The sequence below is a fragment of the Agarivorans gilvus genome (genome assembly GCF_001420915.1).
In the GTDB taxonomy this organism is placed as follows: Bacteria; Pseudomonadota; Gammaproteobacteria; order Enterobacterales; family Celerinatantimonadaceae; genus Agarivorans; species Agarivorans gilvus.
Map to the genome: position 1 here is coordinate 222,154 of NZ_CP013021.1, position 13,942 is coordinate 236,095.

A 13,942-nucleotide genomic window follows, 5' to 3' on the forward strand; every position below is an offset into this window, starting at 1 on the left:
TGGGCAGCTTCGATTAGCGCGACTAAACAAGACTTGATTAGCAAGTTCGGGTAGACTTCCGTGCATCGTAATATCGACTCAGGGGATAGTTGTGACTCAAACGCTTACCATTACCAGACCGGATGATTGGCACCTTCATTTACGTGACGGCGCAATGCTTAATGTTGCCGCCAACGCCAGTGCTAGGTATTTCTCACGCGCCATCATCATGCCGAATTTAACGCCGCCGGTAACCCAAACTCAGGATGCCCAGGCTTATTATCAACGGATCAAACAATGTTTACCTGAAGGTAACGCGTTCGAGCCCTTAATGACCCTGTATTTAACCGATGCAACAACACCCGCTACTATTGCCGAGGCGGCGGCCAGCGGCATCGTAAAAGCGTGCAAGTTGTATCCGGCTAACGCTACCACTAACTCGGCCCATGGTGTGACCGATGTTAAAGCTTTACGCCCGGTATTTGAGGCGATGGCGGAACACGGTTTATTGTTATTGGTACACGGCGAGGTGACGCACTCCCACATCGATATTTTTGACCGTGAAGCCGCGTTTATCGATGCACACATGAAAAGCCTGGTAGCAGACTTACCCCAGCTGAAAATTGTGTTTGAACATATCACTACTGCCGAAGCCGCCGAGTTTGTGATGAATGCGCCAGATAATATTGCCGCGACCATTACACCGCAGCATCTAATGTATAACCGTAACCACTTGTTAGCCGGAGGGCTGCGACCTCACAACTACTGCTTGCCAGTATTAAAGCGCCAAAGCCATCAGCAAGCCTTGCAAGAGGCGGTGGCGACCGGTACTAAGAAAATCTTCTTAGGTACCGATTCCGCGCCACATTTGCAAGGTGCCAAAGAAAGTGCCTGTGGGTGTGCCGGCTGTTATAGTGCGCCGGCGGCGATTGAGCTTTATGCCGAAATTTTTGAGCACTTGGGCATTTTGGATAAGCTGGAAGCCTTTGCCAGTTTCAATGGCCCAGACTTCTATGGTTTACCGCGCAATCAAAGTACCATTACTTTAAGCCGAGAAGCTTGGCAGGTGCCTGAGTCGGTACTAGTGGGCGAGCAAACGCTAGTGCCGTTCTATGCCGGTGAAACGTTGAGTTGGCAGGTTAAATAGACAAAAAAAAGCCCTTTGTTTTATAACAAAGGGCTTGCGTGAATTGTGTAAAAATACACAGCAATAGGTAACTAAACGCGTGATTGAGCTAGCGACTCAATCGTAAACAAGCTTAGTGTTAATCAATTTTTCAGGCTATTCCCCAAATGGGTGATATTTTCATTTCTTCCATAAAAATTCATTTGTTTAGTCGAACTTTCCATCCTGAGTCGCAGCTTTACCCTTTTTAGAGAGCTTTATGTTGGGCATTTGGCCCCTGTATTTAGCGGTATAGGCGACATATTTCATCGTAGTTACATTTTTTCTACGCTGAGCGTCAATACGGCTGGCTTTCGCTGTTGCCACTCTACTAGCCAATTTACTCAGTTTTTATGCCTGTTTATTCTTTGCTGCGCTACGTTCGTTTACTTTGTTTGGGACTGTTGAGGATGATTTCGCATTGATGGAGTCTTCATCTGTTTTTTAAAGCAAAGCTGTCTTTCATTTTATTTGTAAAATGTACATGGTATTCGGTTTGACGAGTATTTTTTATAGGGAAGTGGAGCATTATACATTTATTCAATGACGTAATTTTACTAGCGTTTCATTTTATAAAAACATAATAGTTTGATTTATATAAACTTTTATTTTCAAACAATGCTTAATTTGCCTCTTGTTTCATTTTTTGCATGTAACTTGCTTTGGTTGAGAAACTAAAAATCAAAAAATGGATAGGAGATATCAATGAAGATATTTGCCACCTTGGCGGCCATTGTCGGGTTAGCACTCTCGATTGGAGGAGCATATCTTATTTCACTTAGCGGCAGTTGGTATTACTTAATTGCTGGTCTACTTCTTCTTACTAGTAGTTATTTTGGATTGAGAAACCGAGCAATTACCCACATTTTATATAGTGCACTTCTCGTTTTGACGGCGGTTTGGTCTTTTTATGAGTCTGGTTACTACTGGTGGGCGCTGGCGCCTCGACTTGGATTATTCTTAATTATCGCAACACCATTACTGTTTGCATTTTCAACCCCAAAGCGTTCTAGAATGCTAAGTTCTGGGGTGTGGGCACTTGTTACTGTTCTTCTATTAGGTAGTTTACTCAACCATCCAACTGCCAAACAGGGAGATTTGCCTGATAAGATAGTTAATTCCTCTGCTAACTTAGGTAACTCTCCAGAGACTGATTGGTATGCCTATGGCCGCTCAAATATGGGGCAGCGATTTTCACCATTGGATAATATTACGCCTCAAAACATCAAACAGCTGGAACAGGCCTGGGTTTATGAGACGGGAGATAAGAAAGGTCCGCAGGATGTAGGTGAAACAACGTACGAAGCGACACCTCTTAAAGTTGGAAATACCTTATACCTATGTACGCCGCACAACTGGGTAGTTGCATTAGACGCCGATACCGGTAAAAAACAATGGGTATACGATGCGAAGGTGCCAACTGAAATGCAGCGTCAACATCAAACCTGTCGAGGTGTATCTTACCAGCCACCTCGCTCTGGAGGTGTTCGCTCGGCTAAAGTGCAAAGTTCGCCATCTGAGGAACTCGATCCTGTTCGTTGTGATGCAAAAATTTTTTTACCAACATCTGACGCGAGATTGATTGCGCTTGACCCTGCTACTGGTGCTCGCTGTGAGGAATTCGCTAAAGACGGCGTATTGGATCTAACGCGTAATATGCCATTTAAGCAAGCAGGTTATTACTATTCGACATCACCGCCGTTAGTCTCAAATGGGGTCGTTGTTGTTGGTGGTTCAGTCAACGACAACTATGATGTGAATTCGCCCTCTGGTGTGATACGCGCTTATGACGTTGATACTGGTGAGCTGAAATGGAACTGGGATGCAGCTAAGCCTGATCAAACAAAACCAATATCTCAGGGTGAAACATACACCGAAAGCTCACCGAATAGTTGGTCTGTTGCCAGTGCCGATGAAAAGCTCGGGTTATTGTATCTGCCAATGGGTAACCGAACACCCGATCAGTTAGGTATGTACCGTACACCCGAAGAAGAAAAATATTCAACTTCAGTAGTGGCATTGCATATTGATACGGGCAAGGTAGCCTGGGTACAGCAGTTTATTCATCATGATCTCTGGGATATGGATACACCCGCTCAACCTGTGCTGTTTGACATGCAAACATCAACAGGAAAACAACCGGCGTTAGTCGTACCGACCAAGCAGGGGGACGTTTATGTCCTAAATCGTGAGACCGGAAAGCCTATTGTACCTATTAAAGAGGTTCCTGCTCCTCAAGGTACTATTAAGGGTGACTACGCTTCTCCAACCCAACCTAGTTCAGAATTAAACTTCAAACCTAAAAAGTTAACGGGTGCAGATATGTGGGGAGCGACACCAATTGACCAAATGATTTGTCGTATCCAGTTTCATTCACTGCGTTATGAAGGTCAATACACGCCACCTTCAACCCAAGGAACATTAGTCTATCCGGGGAACTTTGGTGTCTTTAACTGGGGGAGTGTTGCGGTTGACCCAGAAAAGCAAGTGATGTTTGGTATGCCGCTATATCTTGCATTTGTATCTAAGCTAGTGCCAAACGATGGTTCAGATAAAGGCCCTGTGAATACGGGTGAACACGGGTTAAATTCAAATGCTGGTGGTCCTTATTCTGTGTCGCTTAAACCGTTTCTTTCTCCATTGGGAGTACCATGTCAACAACCGCCATGGGGTTACGTTGCAGGCGTTGATTTGAATACCGGTGAAAAGGCTTGGCAACATAAAAACGGAACAATTCGTGATATGACACCCCTGCCACTCAAAATTAAGTTGGGTATGCCTGGAATTGGCGGGCCAGTGATTACCCGTGGTGGTGTTGTATTCATGGCAGCTTCGCTAGACGATTATATTCGAGGTTATGATCTAACTTCCGGCAAGCAGATATGGGAAGCTCGATTGCCAGCAGGTGGTCAGGCGACACCTATGACTTACCTCAATAGTAAAGGTGAGCAGATGGTAGTGCAGGTAGCCGGAGGGCACGGCTCTATTAATACCACGATCGGTGATTATGTGGTGGCTTATAAACTTAAGTAGATGAAAAGTTCGGGCTATCTGCCCGAACTTTTTGATTTAAGTCTGAATAATTTAGGGATGATTTCGCCTAGACGGCGACGTCATTAAGCTTCAACGAGCAAAGCTTAGCTAAGCAAAAAGAAAGCTCGCCCTGCATTATCTTCGCCCTGTGTTCAAGCTTACAAAGCCATGCTTTGTATAAAGCCAAGCTTTCACCTAATTTCCAAGCGCGCCTGCGCAACTCGCTGCGCTCAAACAGTGCTCGGCTTTTCCGCTTGTCAACGGCGTTGCTCGGCGATAATGAAGGGATGAAGTGCAATTTTGACTATCGAGGGTGTAAACCGGATTCTCCCAAACAGGGGGCGCTTATTTGGTTGCTAGGGTTATTAGTCTTGTTTTTATCACTCATTTTTGTGTTGAGCTTTAGTTTTTTAAAGCAAAGCTTTCGCCTACGGCGATATACTTTTCTTTGCTGGCCAAAGAAAAGTATACAAAAGAAAGGCCACCCAGCATCTTCTTAGATCCTCCGTTGCGCACTCACAAGGGCGTTGAAGTAACTCGCTGCGCTCAAACAGACTTCAACTTTATTCCCTTGTTTATTTGCGCTACTCGGCGAAGATGATGAGGTATAAGGTGCAATCTTGGCTATCGAGGGTGTAAACCGGATTCTTCCAAACAGGGGGCGCTTATTTTGTTACTAGGGTTATTAGTCTTGTTTTTATCACTCATTTTTGTGTTGAGCTTTAGTTTTTTAAAGCAAAGCTTTCGCCTACGGCGATATACTTTTCTTTGCTGGCCAAAGAAAAGTATACAAAAGAAAGGCCACCCAGCATCTTCTTCGATCCTCCGTTGCGCACTCACAAGGGCGTTGAAGTAAACACTACGCTCGAACAGACTTCAACTTTACTCCCTTGTTCATTTGCGCTACTCGGCGAAGATGATGGGATTATAAAGCTCAACTCTGACTATCAAAGCGAGTAAGCTTGATCTGGATTTGATTTCTTTTAAGTCTGCTTACTGTATGATTATTCGGGTTTTTATATTTGCTGGTGCGGTGATACATAGCCGCTTTCTACCTTGTAAGGTAGGCAAAGCTGCAAGATCGCAGTAAAAATGTTATGTTTAAGGCGAACATGGAACCATATAAGAAGTTTGTAGAAGACAATTTTAGATTTTTGCTGGCAGCATTTGCGAATGTAATCGCACTCATCGCTTCTATTTGGTGGGTGATAGACAGCAATTTTAATTCCACAGGTAGTATTGAGATTGAGCCTATCGTAACTACGATGGCGTTGATCGTCACTTTGTTGAGTTTGAACTTTGTAAATAATAAGCTCAGCAAGCCTTTGCTAAAAGTACATATGACAATGGTTATGTGTCAGCACCCTCTAAAAGGGTGGATTCACGGGATTAGCGTTACAGTTGAAAACCACTCAATAATCAAAGCTTTTATCAAGAATTTTCAAGTCCAGCTTCTAGAAGAAAAAAAAGTAATGCAATTTATGTATGAGGGGTTTACGGGTGAAATATTGCCCAAGGTGATTTTGGAACCTGGCCAAGCCTTCTCATTCAATATTTCTAAAGAGAATATATCAGGGGTACTAGAAAACCCAGAGGCCTACGGCGATTTCGTGGTAACAACTGATGTTGGGCATCAATTCCGAGTCCCAGCTAAAGTGTTCCGTAAGCATTTCGCCACGTTGCAGAAGTGCAAAGCATAACAAGGCTAAGCACAATTAAAAGACGCATTGCACTGGACGGTTTACACTACGTTTCGGCCACCTGTGTTGGTAGAGTCAATTTTTCCCTCTTAACACGTTTCTTTCAAAAAACCAGCTTCGAAGTGGCTATAAAACGCTAAGCTCGGTGCCAATTGGTGACGTGCATCGCAATACATTTACGCTAGGGCTTTCTTAACTTAGACGAAGCACTCATCCTCGCTCCCTTAAGCCTTGCATGACTGGAGGAATTTAGCCTCTGCAACTAAGCTAAGCGTAGGCACACAAATGGAGTGCAAACTATGTCAGAGAATTTGAAAGTGCGCGATTACATGCTAACCCGCCCAGTTTGTTTTACTGCAAAACAAGCCATTGCCGAAGTGGTGCGTAGCTTACTTGAGCACAAGCAATTAGGGGCTCCGGTGGTTGATGAGCATAAACATGTGATTGGTTGGATTTCCGAGCAAGACTGTTTAAAAAGCTTATTGGAAGCGACTTATCATTGCGAAACCGTGTCCCTGGTTGAAGATTTAATGCGCAAAGATGTGCTAAGTGTTGGCCCCGAGACCAGTATTTTCGAGCTGGCGCAAAGTATGCTGCTGCAGAAACCCAAAATGTATCCCGTGATTGAACAAGGTAAATTATTGGGCTTAATTACCCGCGAAGAGGTACTGGCGGGGATCAGCAAACATTTGAATAGTTGCTATAAGAGCGTCAGTTAGACTTGTTTTCTCAGTGATTGTTGTTAGCATTTGCGCCTCGTATGCAACCTTACGAGGCTTTATTCTTGCAGTCGGCTTTATCTACCCTTAAACAACAAATATCTCTTGCTCTTGCTAAAGACCGTTATCGTTTACAAAACCAATTGGCTAAGTTTAACGATCAACAGTTAAGTGAAGAACATCCTCCTTTTGCTAAGTTTATGCAGGCTTTGCAGCGCTCTGTGGAAAAAGCAGAGCAGCGGCGTAGTTCCATTCCTAAGATTGACTACCCACCTCAATTACCGGTTGCGGAACAAAAGCAGACGATTTATGAGGCGCTAAGAGATAACCAAGTGGTGATCATTGCCGGTGAAACAGGCTCGGGTAAAACCACGCAAATTCCTAAAATTTGTTTGGAGCTGGGTTTAGGTAGTCGCGGCTTTATTGGTCATACTCAGCCCCGGCGTCTGGCTGCGCGCAGTGTGGCGGCGCGGATTGCCGAAGAGCTTAATACCCCCGTGGGCGAGCTGGTGGGTTATAAGATCCGTTTTAATGATCAGATAAAAAATGACAGCTTAATTAAGCTGATGACCGACGGCATGCTGTTGGCCGAGCTACAGCAAGACCGCTTTTTATCGCAATATGAAGTGCTAATTATCGATGAAGCCCACGAACGCAGCCTCAATATTGACTTCATTTTAGGGGTACTCAAACAGCTACTGCCTAAGCGTCCTGATTTAAAAGTGGTGATAACCTCGGCCACCATCGATCCGCAGCGCTTTTCTAAGCACTTTAATGATGCGCCGGTAATAGAAGTATCGGGCCGTACTTATCCGGTAGAAACCCGCTATCGGCCTCTAAATGATGGTGAACAAACTAAAGATGTTTTAGAGGGGTTAGCCGATGCGGTGGAAGAACTGTATCGCGAAAAGCCCGGCGATATTCTGGTGTTTATGAATGGCGAGCGGGAAATTCGTGATGCCGCAGACTTTTTGCAAAAACGCCAATATCGAGATACTGAAGTATTACCACTGTACTCACGGCTATCGAATGCCGAGCAAAATAGAATCTTTGCCTCGCATCGCGGGCGACGCATTGTATTAGCCACTAACGTCGCCGAAACCAGTCTTACCGTGCCTGGTATTCGTTATGTGATTGACCCAGGCACGGCGCGAATTAGCCGTTATAGCTACCGTTCTAAGGTACAACGCTTACCGATTGAGGCGATTTCCCAAGCCAGTGCCAATCAACGTAAGGGGCGCTGTGGCCGGGTGGCCGAAGGTATTTGTATTCGCCTATACAGTGAAGAGGATTTTGAGGGGCGTGCCGAGTTCACCGACCCGGAAATTTTACGCACCAATTTGGCCTCGGTGATTTTACAAATGTTGGGCTTAAAGCTGGGCAAGTTGGAAGCTTTCCCCTTTATTGATATGCCCGATCAGCGAAATATCAAAGACGGCTTAAATCTCTTAGAAGAGATAGGCGCGCTGGAACAACGCCATGGCAAACCTAGCCTCAGTGCTCGCGGTAGGGAAGTGATTAAATTTCCCATCGACCCGCGTTTAGCACGCATGATGGTGGCGGCCAAGCAATTTAACTGCGTGCAAGAGATGATGGTGATTTGTGCAGCCTTGTCGATTCAGGATCCACGAGAGCGGCCTAACGACTGTAAGCAAGCGGCCGATCAAAAGCATGCGCGTTTTGTTGATAAAGATTCCGATTTTTCGAGTTATTTGCTGTTGTGGCGTTACTTACAAGAGCAGCAACAAGCGCTATCGGGTAACCAGTTTAGAAAGCTCTGCAAGCAAGAGTTTCTTGCCTATATGCGGATCCGCGAATGGCAAGATTTGGTGTACCAGTTATCTACAGTGGTTAAGGAACTAGATTACCCGGTAAATCAAAGCGAAGCCGATTACGATGCTATTCATCAGGCGATTACCGCCGGTTTGTTAAGTCATTTGGGCTTTAAAGATAAGGAACGGGAGTTTCTTGGGGCGCGTAATGCACGCTTTGTGGTATTCCCCGGCTCTAGCCAAGCTAAAAAGCCGCCTAAGTGGGTAGTGGCCGCAGAGCTGGTAGAAACCTCGCGCCTATTTGCTCGCGGCGTGGCTAAAATCCAGCCCGCATGGCTGGAGCAGCAAGCCGAGCACTTAATTAAAAAGTCTTATAGTGAGCCGCATTGGTCAACTAAGCAGCAGGCGGTAATGGCCTACGAAAGTGTACGCCTATATGGCGTAGCTTTGGTGAATAAACGCTTGGTGAATTACGGAAAAATTGACCCGATGGTAGCGCGAGAAGTGTTTATTCGTTCGGCCTTGGTGGAAGGGCAATGGCAGGCTAAACATCAGTTTCTTAAGATTAACCAGCAATTACTCGATGATGCTGAAGCCTTAGAGCAAAAGCAGCGTCGCCGTGACGTGCGGGTGGATGACCAAGTCTTGTTTGATTTTTACGCCGAGCGTTTGCCTCAGGACATTGTTTCTGCCAGCCACTTTAATCGCTGGTGGAAAAAGGCCAGTGAAAAGCAGGCTGATTTACTCACCTTTGATAAGCAAATGTTGTATCAGCATGATGCGGCTCATATTACCGAAAAGCAGTATCCAGAGCGTTGGCAGTTTGAGCAGGTCTCGGTGGCGCTAAGCTACGTATTTGAGCCCGGGCAAGTGGATGATGGCGTCAGCGCCCATATTCCGCTGGCTTTATTGAACCAGCTGGATTTTAGTCGCTTTGAGTGGCAAATTCCGGCGTTTCGTGAAGAGTTGATCAGTGCGCTGATTAAATCCTTACCGAAGACGCTAAGGCGTAACTTTGTACCGGTGCCCAACTATGTGCAGGCCTTCCTACAAGCGATTCCCGCCGCAGAGGGCGATTTAATGGAAGTGCTGACCAAGCAGCTGCTACGCATGAGCGGAGTGAGAATTCCCGAAGATGCCTGGAACATGGAGGCGGTGCCGGAACACTTAAGAGTGAACTTTAAGGTGATTGATGAAGCTGGCAAGCTAGTGGCACAAGGGCGAAGCTATCAAAGTTTGCAGCAAAAACTGCAACACCAAGTAGAGCAGAGCATTGCCGAAATGGCCCCTAGCGCCTTTGCTGAGCAAACTAAGCTTAGTGATTGGAGCTTTGGTGAGTTGCCTGAGGTGATAGAAGAGCAGCGTCAGGGCTATCAGCTTACCGCTTATCCGGCCTTGGTGGATGAAGGTAAGTCGGTCTCGCTAAAGTTATTCGATAAAGAGGAAGAAGCGCAGTGGAGTCAAACCCGCGGTTTGAGTAAGTTGCTACAACTGAATATTCCATCGCCGCTAAGTTACTTGCAGCAGCATTTGCCGAATAAGGCGAAACTGGGTTTGTACTTCAATCCCTTTGGTCGAGTGGATGTGTTGTTAGATGACTGCTGTCTGGCGGTGATTGATAAGTACTCTGCGCAGCAGCGGATTGATAATGAAACAGACTTTAAGGCGCTGTGTGACACGGTGCGTGCAGAACTAGCCGAGGAAACGCTGGCAGCGGTAGTGCAGGTGGAACAAATTCTTAGTTTGCACTATCAAATCTCTAAGCAGTTAAAAGGCAAAGTGGGCTTTGATAGAGTGATGGCGCATGCCGACATCAAGGCGCAGCTAGGCCAATTGGTGCACAAAGGTTTTGTGCGCAAGGTAGGGCTGGCGCGTTTGGGCGATGTGCAGCGTTATTTAAAGGCGATTGAACGTCGTTTAGAGAAGCTAGCGATAGATCCACATAAAGATCGCCTCGCCCTGCAGCAAGTCGAAACGGCTGCAGAGCGCAGCGGGCAACTAAACTTAGCGAGTTATAGCCAAGAAGGTGAAGACTTGCGTTGGATGATAGAAGAGTTGCGGGTATCGTTATTTGCTCAGCAACTGGGCACTAAGTATCCCATCTCTTTGAAGCGGGTACTCAATCACATCAGTGAACTAAAAAAAGGAAGTAAAGGGTGAGTGAAGCAACAGCGAATCAAGGGCCAAAAGTCGAGATTTATTACTGCAGCCTATGCGGTTGGTTATTAAGAGCCTCTTGGCTTAGCCAAGAGTTGTTAACTACCTTTTCGCAAGAGCTTGGCGAGGTGGCCTTAAAGCCGGCGAGTAAGGGGCGCTTTCAAATCTATGTGGATGGCCAGTTAGTATGGTGCAGGAAACAAGACAATGGTTTTCCTGAGGCGAAAATACTTAAGCAACGGGTGCGGGATATTATTGCGCCGGATATGGCCTTAGGGCACAGCGACAGCAAGTAAAGAAGATAAAAAAGGGCGCATAGAGCGCCCTTATTGCTTACTAAATATCGCGATTAAGCGAAGTTTTTAGCAACGAAGTCCCAGTTTACTAGTGACCAGTAAGCGTTTAGGTAATCAGGACGCACGTTACGGTAGTCGATGTAGTAAGCGTGTTCCCAAAGGTCGCAAGTTAATAGTGGAGTTACACCTTCATCAGTTAGCGGAGTCGCTGCGTTGCTGGTGTTTACGATAGCTAGGCTGCCGTCGGCGTTTTTCACCAACCAAGTCCAGCTTGAACCGAAGTTGTTTACTGCACTGTCAGTGAATTTAGCTTTGAATTCGTCGAATGAACCGAAGCTTGCATCAATGGCTGCCGCTAGTTCACCGCTTGGTTGGCCGCCAGCATTAGGGGCTAAACAGTTCCAGTAGAAGGTGTGGTTCCAAACTTGAGCTGCGTTGTTGAAGATGCCGCCAGTAGAAGATTTGATGATTTCTTCTAGGCTTTTATCTGCAAGCTCGGTACCTTCAATTAAACCGTTTAGTTTAACTACATAAGTATTGTGGTGCTTGCCGTAGTGGTAAGACAAAGTCTCTGCTGAGATGTGTGGCTCTAGGGCGTCTTGAGCGTATGGTAATTCAGGTAGTGTAAATGCCATGTGTTTCTCTCCTTGTAATAATTGGCTGTAACAGCGCAATCTTTTATATAGTAAAAACTTTACTAACTAGTCTAGCACTAGTGTTGAGTAGGGAAAAGCAAAATCAGCAAAAAAAATTGATCTAGCGCAAAGTGGTGAAATTGCTCAGCAATGTTGCTAGGATATATTCAACACCAAGAATAGTCTTAGTCCAGATATTAGAGAAGTTCAAAATGGAAACGATTGATAAAATCAAACAGCAAATTGCTGAAAACCCAATCCTTATCTATATGAAGGGATCGCCTAAGTTCCCTAGTTGTGGTTTTTCGGCACAAACCGTTGAAGCGCTAATGCAATGTGGCGAGCGTTTTGCCTATGTAGATATACTACAAAACCCAGATATTCGTGCCGAGTTGCCTAATTACGCAGATTGGCCAACCTTCCCACAATTGTGGGTAGAAGGTGAATTGATTGGTGGTTGTGACATCGTGATGGAAATGTTCCGTAGTGGTGAACTACAGCCGCTTATCAAAGAAACCGCCGCCAAACACCCAGCCCCCGAGGCTGAGTAAGCAATTATTTGAACAAAGCCGCTCAATTAGAGCGGCTTTTTATTGTTGCCTATCAAGTTGTTCAATGTTTTTCCATAAAAAGGTAAAATCAAAGAGACTTTTTGTGATCAAAAGCGTATAGTGCGCATCCTTTAAATAATTGTGGGCCAAATATGACAGAATCCAGCAGTTCAAGTTTTGAGCAATTTGCTTTACCTGAAACGATTTTAAAAGCGATTTCCGAGATTGGATTTGAGACACCGTCTCCGATTCAGGAAAAGACCATTCCATTGCTGCTGGAAGGACACGACGTACTTGGCTTGGCACAAACTGGCACCGGTAAAACGGCGGCTTTTTCTCTTCCTTTAATAGCTAAACTTGATCCTCAGCTAAACGTTCCACAAATGTTGGTATTAGCACCAACCCGTGAACTGGCTAATCAGGTAGCCGATGCCATTAAAGATTTCAGCCGTAATATCCCTGGCTTACGGGTATTGGCTATTTATGGTGGTGCGGATTACGGCCAACAGATTAAAGAGCTTCGTCGTGGACCACAGATCATTGTGGGTACCCCAGGACGAACCATCGATCACCTCGAGCGTGGTAAGTTAAAACTTGACCAACTAAAAGCCTTGGTACTAGATGAAGCCGACGAAATGCTACGCATGGGCTTTATTGATGATGTAGAGCGCATCATGCGTGATATTCCTAAAGAGCGTCAAACCGCTTTGTTCTCGGCCACCATGCCGCCAGCAATTAAGAATATCACCAAGAATTACATGTCTGAGCCTAAAGAAGTCAAAATTGCGGCCAAGACACAAACCGTTTCCAACATTGACCAGTTTTACTGGCAAGTGGGCGGCTTAAATAAAATTGAAGCCTTAGCGCGAATTTTAGAAGTGAACAATGATGGGGCGGCGATTATCTTTGCTCGTACTAAAACTTCTACTACCGATATTGCAGAGCGTCTTGAAGCTAAAGGCTTCAGCGTTGCAGCGCTAAACGGTGATATGAACCAAAGCATGCGTGAGCGCACCATTGCCCGCTTGAAGGCGGCTAAATTAGATATCGTAGTGGCTACCGATGTGGCTGCACGTGGTCTTGATGTAGAACGCATTGGTTTAGTGGTTAACTTCGATATTCCTTACGATGCAGAAGCTTATGTTCACCGTATTGGCCGTACCGGCCGTGCTGGACGTAGTGGTAAAGCGGTCATGTTTGTGGGTTTCCGCGAACAACGTTTATTGCGCAACATTGAACGCGTTACGCGCCAAAAAATTGAGCCAATGCAGCTTCCTACTCGTGAAGAAATCGAGAAGAAACGTATTTCAAGCTTCCAAGATAAACTTGCTGCAGCGGTGGCTAACGTTCAGCTAGAAGATTATCAAGCGATTGCTTCTGAGCTAGCCAGCAACCTAGGTATGAGCGAACTTGAACTCGCTACCGCCTTGTTGTTCCAAGCGCAAACGGCTCGTCCATTTAAATTACCTGCTGACCCAGAGGTACGTTCGGCTCGCTTTAATAACGAACGTGGTTCACGTCGTGGTGAACGCAGCGAGCGTGGCGAGCGAAATCACCGTGGTCAACGTGGTGCTGAGAAAGGTGGTCGCGGCGAAGGTGGTGCTAAGCGTAAACGCCGTACTGCCGATGTGGAAATGAATACTTACCGTGTTGATGCGGGCCGCGAGCACGGTGTTCAAACTAAACACATTGTTGGTGCCATTGCCAATGAAGCCAACATCAGCAGCGACTACATTGGTAGTGTGAAGTTGTTCGATAGCTACTCAACGGTAGAATTACCTAGCGGTATGCCAGAGAAAACTTTCAATCATTTGAAACGCAGTTTCGTTCGCCAACGTGCGATGCGTTTGGAATTGATTGCTCGCTAAGCTTTAGTCAATGCGATATAAAATAGAAAAGGTGAACCATGGTTCACCTTTTTTATATACTGATGTT

Annotated in this window: 9 protein-coding genes; 8 read left to right on the forward strand and 1 reads right to left on the reverse strand. The window is 45.7% G+C overall.

Annotation, left to right across the window (positions count from 1 at the left end):
* The first annotated feature begins 91 nt into the window (after window positions 1–91).
* The 6 genes from pyrC to AR383_RS01125 all read left to right on the forward strand — a co-directional run bounded on the left by pyrC (window position 92) and on the right by AR383_RS01125 (window position 10,821).
* A complete protein-coding gene (gene pyrC / locus AR383_RS01100; RefSeq protein WP_055731460.1) occupies window positions 92–1,126 on the forward strand; it encodes a dihydroorotase in 1,035 nt (344 codons plus the stop codon).
* Between the two features lie 723 nt (window positions 1,127–1,849).
* Window positions 1,850–4,177, forward strand: a complete 2,328-nt coding sequence (locus AR383_RS01105; protein WP_055731461.1) for a glucose/quinate/shikimate family membrane-bound PQQ-dependent dehydrogenase — start codon at window positions 1,850–1,852, stop codon at window positions 4,175–4,177.
* A gap of 1,112 nt (window positions 4,178–5,289) precedes the next feature.
* Complete coding sequence (locus AR383_RS01110; protein ID WP_157051616.1) at window positions 5,290–5,877, forward strand: hypothetical protein; 588 nt, start codon at window positions 5,290–5,292, stop codon at window positions 5,875–5,877.
* Between the two features lie 299 nt (window positions 5,878–6,176).
* On the forward strand, window positions 6,177–6,596 hold the full coding sequence (locus AR383_RS01115) for a CBS domain-containing protein (protein ID WP_055731463.1): 420 nt from the start codon (window positions 6,177–6,179) through the stop codon (window positions 6,594–6,596).
* Window positions 6,597–6,637: 41 nt separating this feature from the next.
* Window positions 6,638–10,528, forward strand: a complete 3,891-nt coding sequence (hrpA, locus tag AR383_RS01120) for an ATP-dependent RNA helicase HrpA (RefSeq protein WP_083481451.1) — start codon at window positions 6,638–6,640, stop codon at window positions 10,526–10,528.
* Window positions 10,525–10,821 carry an Rdx family protein gene (locus tag AR383_RS01125; RefSeq protein WP_055731464.1) on the forward strand — a complete coding sequence of 99 codons (297 nt, stop codon included), beginning with the start codon at window positions 10,525–10,527 and terminating at the stop codon, window positions 10,819–10,821. Before hrpA ends, AR383_RS01125 begins: the two co-directional genes overlap by 4 nt.
* A 53-nt stretch (window positions 10,822–10,874) precedes the next feature.
* Here AR383_RS01125 and sodB read toward each other — a convergent pair whose 3' ends face one another.
* Window positions 10,875–11,456: a superoxide dismutase [Fe] gene (sodB, locus tag AR383_RS01130; protein WP_055731465.1), complete on the reverse strand. Its 582-nt coding sequence runs from the start codon at window positions 11,454–11,456 to the stop codon at window positions 10,875–10,877.
* 212 nt (window positions 11,457–11,668) lie between these two features.
* Between sodB and AR383_RS01135 the strand changes: the two genes are divergently transcribed.
* Window positions 11,669–12,007, forward strand: a complete 339-nt coding sequence (locus AR383_RS01135; protein WP_055731466.1) for a Grx4 family monothiol glutaredoxin — start codon at window positions 11,669–11,671, stop codon at window positions 12,005–12,007.
* A gap of 152 nt (window positions 12,008–12,159) precedes the next feature.
* Window positions 12,160–13,875 (forward strand): DEAD/DEAH box helicase, encoded by a 1,716-nt coding sequence (locus tag AR383_RS01140; protein WP_055731467.1) that lies wholly within the window; start codon window positions 12,160–12,162, stop codon window positions 13,873–13,875.
* The last annotated feature ends 67 nt before the right edge of the window (window positions 13,876–13,942 follow it).

Bases quoted from the DNA above. Each gene is read 5' to 3' on its own strand.
- AR383_RS01105 (WP_055731461.1), top strand. From the start codon at position 1,850: ATGAAGATATTTGCCACCTTGGCGGCCATTGTCGGGTTAGCACTCTCG.
- AR383_RS01110 (WP_157051616.1), top strand. From the start codon at position 5,290: ATGGAACCATATAAGAAGTTTGTAGAAGACAATTTTAGATTTTTGCTG.
- AR383_RS01115 (WP_055731463.1), top strand. From the start codon at position 6,177: ATGTCAGAGAATTTGAAAGTGCGCGATTACATGCTAACCCGCCCAGTT.
- hrpA (WP_083481451.1), top strand. From the start codon at position 6,638: ATGCAACCTTACGAGGCTTTATTCTTGCAGTCGGCTTTATCTACCCTT.
- sodB (WP_055731465.1), bottom strand. From the start codon at position 11,456: ATGGCATTTACACTACCTGAATTACCATACGCTCAAGACGCCCTAGAG.
- AR383_RS01135 (WP_055731466.1), top strand. From the start codon at position 11,669: ATGGAAACGATTGATAAAATCAAACAGCAAATTGCTGAAAACCCAATC.
- AR383_RS01140 (WP_055731467.1), top strand. From the start codon at position 12,160: ATGACAGAATCCAGCAGTTCAAGTTTTGAGCAATTTGCTTTACCTGAA.